Source organism: Pedobacter sp. 01T416_2, assembly GCF_056398925.1.
Map to the genome: position 1 here is coordinate 1 of NZ_JBFTQI010000644.1, position 5020 is coordinate 5020.

The 5020-nt window shown below is 42.5% G+C and carries 4 protein-coding genes; 3 read left to right on the top strand and 1 reads right to left on the bottom strand.

Going from position 1 to position 5020, the window contains the following annotated elements; genetic code table 11:
• On the bottom strand, window positions 1–795 hold a 795-nt coding region (locus AC1DPQ_RS21695), incomplete at its 3' end, for a PhzF family phenazine biosynthesis protein (RefSeq protein ID WP_477610844.1).
• A 98-nt stretch (window positions 796–893) separates the two neighbouring features.
• On the opposite strand from AC1DPQ_RS21695, the gene AC1DPQ_RS21700 reads away from it, so the two are divergent.
• The 3 genes from AC1DPQ_RS21700 to AC1DPQ_RS21710 form a co-directional block, all read left to right on the top strand.
• Entirely contained in the window at window positions 894–1247 is a 354-nt protein-coding gene (locus AC1DPQ_RS21700; protein ID WP_029275327.1) for a winged helix-turn-helix transcriptional regulator, read from the top strand.
• Window positions 1248–2368: 1121 nt separating this feature from the next.
• Window positions 2369–3256, top strand: coding sequence for a hypothetical protein (locus AC1DPQ_RS21705; protein ID WP_477610845.1), 888 nt, complete (start codon window positions 2369–2371; stop codon window positions 3254–3256).
• A gap of 147 nt (window positions 3257–3403) precedes the next feature.
• On the top strand, window positions 3404–5020 hold a 1617-nt coding region (locus tag AC1DPQ_RS21710), incomplete at its 3' end, for a hypothetical protein (protein ID WP_477610846.1).

The following is a 5020-nucleotide window of genomic DNA, read 5'->3' on the forward strand; positions in this document are numbered from 1 at the left end:
CCTAACATGAGCACCTTGTAAGATGCGATAACTTTGGTTTTTTTCCACATAGCCAAGATTTTCAAGGTAACCGGTTAAAGGCCCCGCTGCAGTTCCGGTAGCAGGATCTTCATCAATACCAATACTGGGGTTAAAAAAACGTGTTTCTGCAAGAAATTCACTTTTGCCATGTTCAGTAGTAAAAAGATAGCAACCTTCAAATCCGAATTTGGAGGAAGCTTCTTTCAAAAGACTTTTATTCAATACTGCTTTGTTTAAGAATTCCGAATTCTTTATGGGAACCATCAGGTGTCCCACTTCTGTTTTTACAATATTGATATTCCAATCGTTAAGGGTAAGATCGTCGGTACCTAGTCCAATGGCTTCGGCAATTATGCTGGCAGGTACCGTTACCATGATTTCAGYAGGTCTCTGTTTCATGCCAACGTAAGGAATTCCATCCTTCTCAGTGACCTTAAGGGGAATCTTTTCACTTGCCATTAACACCCAGGTCTGTCCTTTTTGTTCGCGGAAAATATCCCATTTTTTTAAGATAGCCAAGCATACTGCACCCAAAAGATTATGTCCAGCTCCGGTAATCTCAAAATTCGCTGGCGTAAATGACCTTACGCTAAACACTTTCTCAGCTACCGAATAATTTACAAAAGAAGTCTCTGAATATCCAAACTCCCTGGCGATGTCATAATATTGTTCCAGTTCCAATTGTTCCTCAGTATAAACTACAGACAACTGATTTCCTTTAAATTTTTGATCCGTAAAAACATCCAATACGTAATAGTCAACTTTCTTTTTCATTTGTTTTCATTTTTATGATTTCAAAATTAGGACACAAAACTTTAAGTTTGTTATCGGTTAACTAATGGTTACCGGTTACCTTTTGTTAACTATCAAATATGGAAACACCAATCAAACGGGAAGCGACCTGCGAGCAGGAGCTGGCGGCTATCCGGGATAGCCTGGAAATACTTGGCGGCAAGTGGAAGCTACGGATTATGCGATATCTTAACAATCATATAGATGAAAAAAACACATTTAAGAAGATCCAGCGTGAGGTTGAGGGTATATCTGCAAAAATGCTTTCCAAAGAGTTGAGGGAACTTGAAATAAACCTCCTCGTTACCCGAACGGTTATGGAAACCAGGCCTATTACCGTGAATTATGCAATGACAGAATATGGGCTAAGTGTTTTCCCGGTCACCGAAACATTGGTTGATTGGGGATTAAACCACCGTGAAAAAATAAAGTAGCATTCAAAAGCATTATACCACAGTTCCGACTCGGTATTAAGAAAGGGCTAACGTTTAATACATAACATTTAAAAAAAACAATACTGCTCGCGACCGGGTTAATCGATACAGCAGGCAATTGATAAAATCGAATACAAAAGTATTCGAGATAATGTCGGGAGGATCATCAAATACCTCGATAATTTGAATAATCCCAAAGCCGTTTTATTGCCCCTTCACTCAGGCTGCTCCGACACAGCTCCAGACCAACAATACCTCACGATAACTTTCTCTTTACCTTTCATTTAGCTATTGTGAACTCGCTGATCTTAAGCGACGCAAACCTTTGACCTACCTGATCTACACCAGGGCTACAACTCAACCGAAGCATGTGCGAAGCAGTATGCAAGCAAGCCTGGCCGGAAGGTGGCCTAAACGTGGAGTAAATGTGGCGTAAAGGTGGACTTTAGAATATTTTTTTTGGGGAATTTTTAATCAGATGGATTGATTTGGGGTACCATCCCTTTTGATTATCCTAATATTTTCGGGTTGATCATTCTTTACATCACAATCGCCTGTTCGGTGTGCATTGGTGAAAACACTGCCAAATTCTACAAACTAGATTTTTTAAATAAAATGGGGTGGTGTTTACAGTTGCTTTATCTTACTCGATCGTCTTGTAGATACTACGTGGTCAGCATCTTCCTGCTATTAAGACCCTGACACTAATACTAAACCACCTAAAGAATAGCGCTAAAAGCCAGATTGTTAATTGAGTTCAAGTTATATAATCCTTAGCATTAACAGGTTAGCAAGAGCTAACGCTCAAAGCAAAGAGCGTGTAGTTTAACAAAATCTATCCACAAAAGACGCGATGGAAAGAAAACTTCGATAATTATTTTTCATAGAAATACTGCCAAGATTCGTTCAATGGGCTGTTTTTACTAATTATCATCGAAATCATCAGCATTAATTTTAAAAAAAAACAATTAAATATTAGGAAATTAAAATATAAATATATTAATTTTATACAACAAAATAACTATAGTATTACATTAGATTATACATTAATATTACAATTTGTTTGGATATTATCTTACAATTCTTTTCTACTAAATTTTTAACCCTCTAAAAAACCTTCTATGTCAACCTCATCAAATTCTACCCCATTAGACGTGACAGTAAGTCCGTCAAATCCGCTGTACATCACGGACACTAACAATCAGTTCGGAACAGTAACCGTTTTACCTGGCGGACAAATTTTTGTCCAGACAACAGGTAAAATTTCTATTGCTGTCCTAATCAAATCAACTACTAATGCTGCGAAAGTATTAGCTGCGCAACAAGCCACCGGCGACATCAACATTCTTGGTGCACCAGGTACAGCGGGCACAAATGGCCAGCCAGGCGGAAGCGGCCAGAATGGCGTTGCTGGTCAGAACGCAAGTTGCAACTGGGCTTCCGGATGTAACGACGGTTCCAATGGTACTAGTGGTGCCATTGCTGGTAATGGTGGTAATGCCAGTGTTGGYGGCAACGGCGGCGATTCTCCCGCTACTACCATGTACATTGGTAAAGTTACCGGTACTTTCTCTGTTGTAGGCGGAGGCGGCAATGGTGGCGATGGCGGAAGCGGTGGTAATGGTGGAAGCGGCGGTAATGGTGGCAATGGTGGTAATGGCTCCAGTTCAGGAGCTTATTCCCGTGGTGGCTATAACGGCGGTAACGGCGGTAACGGTGGAGCCGGAGGAAACGGAGCTAATGGTGGCAATGGCGGTAATGGTAATGTGATCAATATCACTTACGGAAGTCTGGATGCTGGCTCTCAGCTTATTGGCCATCCTATAGCTGGTCTTCCTGGTAATGGAGGCAGCGGCGGTGTTGGCGGCACAGGCGGCACAGCCGGTACTGGCGGCTCATCAGGTGGCGCAAACGGAACACCAGGAAATACTGGTTCAAATGGCACATCCGGTTCAACAGGCAGCAATACGGGTCAGACTCCACAGATCAATATTCAACCAGGTGGTTAATTCATAATTTACGATTGTAACATTCTTCGTTTGCAATCGCAATTTAAACTATTCAAACCCCGCTGCTGATGTTCAAATCAGCTGTGGGGTTTATAAGCTCCTAAACCAAAATCTAATTTATCCTGTCTTCTCAACCTTAAAACTTATATGATTCGTAGTGTACGCCTCGGCCAAAAAGTTCAACGGCTTATTTCGCTTGCTGAGCGACTCCAACCTACGGCTAACTCTTTAACAGATAGCTGTTACCAGCTTCTTGATTCTGATTCTGGTACTGAAGATTTTATTACCGGTGCTTCATGCCTGAACAACGACGGTTCACCATTGCAGCTTTGCCTTACAACTTCCGGCAAGGGAACATCGCTCCGCGTTATTGGCGATCCAGGCGCATTTCATACTGCCACTGAATCACGTTATCATTCATCCATCAAAACACTTAGGCATGCTATTGACAGCAGCGAAAGCAGTGATTTGAAAGAGATTGCTGAAAAGACGATTGAAATATTATTGCCAAAAAATAAAGATGACCGCAACATTTACAAACAAGGATTTGTATGGATTGGCACAAGCCCGCAACAGGCTGGAATTGCTTTCTACCTGGAAATGGCACCCCTTAGCCAGGAAAAAGGATGGAATACTGTAACCACCTGGCTCAAAGCAATTTTACCTTCGGCCAATGATGCAATAACCATAATAAATAAATTAAAGGAACACTGTATTGTTGCAAGTGCGGGATTGGAAGGAAGCACACTTGAAAATTCAAGGGCGAAGATCTACTTCCGGATGCGCGAGACTACAGACTTTCAGCATTTAGGGATCGACCTGTTTTCATCGCAGGAAATGAAAGATTTCCTTGCCATTGCAACGGAAAAATATAAAACAGATTTGAATGGGTTGGTGATGAGTATTGGCTTTAATCTCCTGACCGGAGCTCATGCCGATGTAAAAGCAGACCTGTGTGGCCATTGCCTCAGATATACTTCTGACGAGTGGTCATCGATTATTAGCCAATTAACAACGCGATTTTTACTTACGCCTGTAGATACCGGCATGATGCTGAACTGTCAGGAATACCAGATAGCTTTCATTGGGTTTGGACTAACCACGGATCAAAAACCAAGGTTGAATCTATACCTAAAGCATGATGTACAAAACGGCATGCCGGAATCAGATGAAATATGGGGAGCGCTCAAAGATTCGATGCGGTACCTCCTATCGGTTCAAAACGAAAATGGCAGCTGGGACGATTATCACTTGCCTGTAGGTACATCAGACCAATGGGTTACCGCATACGCAGCACAGGCGCTGGCCCAGTATGGAAAAAAAAGCGGCAATAACGACGCTATTAATGCTGCAATCAAAGCTGCCAGCTGGCTAGCCGAAAAAAGAAGTTATAATTCCGGGTGGGGATTCAATGCCATGACAGGACCTGATGCAGACTCAACTGCAATGGCTGTTGCATTATTCGATGAACTTGCACTTCCCGTTGCAGCGGCTGACCGTTTATTTTTCCGGGAACACTGGCGGGAAGATGACTGTATTGCCACTTATACCGAACCTGATGCATGGGCCACAGGTCATTGGGATGTTACTCCCTGGGGTTATCACGGAATGTCTGCGGAAGATAGGACCACGTTTCTTGATCCGTTTCAAAAAGCTTTACACACCCACCGGATGGACAACGGCTTTTGGCGTTCCTACTGGTGGYGAAACCCCTATTACAGTACATTCATAACGTTGGAAGTACTGGATCGCTTGGGCCTACAG

Excerpts from the sequence above, each read along its gene's own strand:
- AC1DPQ_RS21700 (WP_029275327.1), top strand. The coding sequence starts at position 894 with ATGGAAACACCAATCAAACGGGAAGCGACCTGCGAGCAGGAGCTGGCG.